The sequence below is a fragment of the Methylobacterium sp. Leaf104 genome (assembly GCF_001422885.1).
Taxonomy (GTDB): Bacteria; Pseudomonadota; Alphaproteobacteria; order Rhizobiales; family Beijerinckiaceae; genus Methylobacterium.
In genome coordinates this window covers 1-1,519 of the sequence record NZ_LMMZ01000030.1, presented here as the reverse complement: position 1 = coordinate 1,519, position 1,519 = coordinate 1, and the positions used below count along the sequence as shown (strand labels likewise).

2 pseudogenes are annotated in these 1,519 nt (G+C 65.1%); one reads left to right on the top strand and one right to left on the bottom strand.

The annotated features are described in order from the left end of the window. Positions 1 to 152: 152 nt before the first annotated feature. A pseudogene (locus ASF49_RS23205) lies at positions 153 to 494 on the top strand (transposase); the annotation flags it as partial. Between the two features lie 243 nt (positions 495 to 737). Here the strand turns inward: ASF49_RS23205 and ASF49_RS15220 are convergent. Beyond that, positions 738 to 1,358, bottom strand: a pseudogene (locus ASF49_RS15220) (IS110 family transposase); the annotation flags it as partial. Positions 1,359 to 1,519 lie beyond the last annotated feature (161 nt).

Sequence of the window (1,519 nt, the reverse complement as noted above, 5' to 3'; positions counted from 1 at the left end):
TCCACCAGGGGCTCCAGTTCAGACCACTGCGCGTCGCTCAGCATCGTCCCTCCTGCATCAGAGAGACGAAAACGAAAGCCAAACCAATCCGTTCAGGCGACGACAGACCCTAACAGAACGGCACCGAGCATGGTTTTCAGCGTTGGTTTGGCATGGCCAGACCGCTTCTCCCCGATGATCTCTGGGATGAGATCGCTCCGCTGCTGCCGCCGCCCCGGCCGCGTCCGAAGGGCGGGCGTCGTCCGATCGAGAACCGGGCGGCTCTGACGGGCATCCTGTTCGTGCTGCGCTCGGGGCTGCCGTGGGAGATGCTGCCAACCGAGATGGGCTGCGGCTCCGGCATGAGTTGCTGGCGTCGGCTGCGGGATTGGCAAGCGGCTGGCGTATGGAGCCACCTGCATCACGTGCTCTTGGAGCGCCTGCACGCGGCGGGTGAGATCGACTGGAGCCGAGCTTGCTTGGACAGCGCGTCTATCCCAGCCAAAACGTATGGCCCGCCCCGTCCGCAAGTGGCTTATGATCCGCTGGTCTGAGCAGTCTGCATAAACGTATCCGGCCTTCCGGCAGCGCCGTTGGCCAAGATGGAGATCCGCGCGTCCTGGTCCTCATAAGGGGTCGGCGTCGAGCGCCATTTTACGCCAAAGGCTTCCAGAACACCGATCGACTGTCAGGCCATCTTCCTCTCGCCGGCCGCAGACATGGTGAGGCCGACGAAGGCTTCGCCGACCAAGCTCGGTTCAGGCAGCCACCGCCGCCGGCTCATAGACGCGTTCGTGGCGCAGCAGCGCCCAGACGGTCCGAGCCAATTTAGCCGCCAGCGCAACGACGGCGGTGTTGGCGTGCGCCCGCGCCAGCAGGCCCCGGAGCCATTGGCCGATCCGCGTATCGCTTTTGCGAAGGGTCGGCATCGCCGCCCGTGCACCCTGGATCAGCATCTTGCGCAGGTACTTGCTGCCGCGCTTGGTGATGCCGACGAGTTTGGGTCGTCCGCCAGTCGTGACTTGCCGCGGCACGAGGCCGAGCCAGGTCGCCAGATCACGCCCGCGGGCGAAGGTGGCCACGTCACCGATTGCCGCAACCAGCGCTGTCGCGTTGAGTGCACCGATGCCCGGGATGGTGGTGAGCCGGCGAGCACTCTCGTCGGTCCGGGCCTGTTCGGCGAACTCGCCATCGAGCGTGGCGATGCGTTCGTCAAGGGACTGCCAACGTTCCCGCACGTCGGCCACGAGGCTGCGCATTCGTGGCGTGATGTCTGCGGCGGCGTCGGGATCGAGCAGGGTGTTCAGGCTGGCGGCAAGCTTGGCACGTCCTTGTGGGACGATGTGGCCACGCTCCAGCAGGATGGCCCGGATCCTGTGTCATCGCATGGACCTTAATGAGTCCCCTACCTAGCACTACTTTGGCAGATTGATCTCAAGGCGGTTGATCGAGCACAGCGTCACAGTGTGGGCATCGCCGCGGTGGTGGCCGGCTGAGGTGATCCAGGATGGCTTGCCGGATCGCTGGCATCGAGGGATGG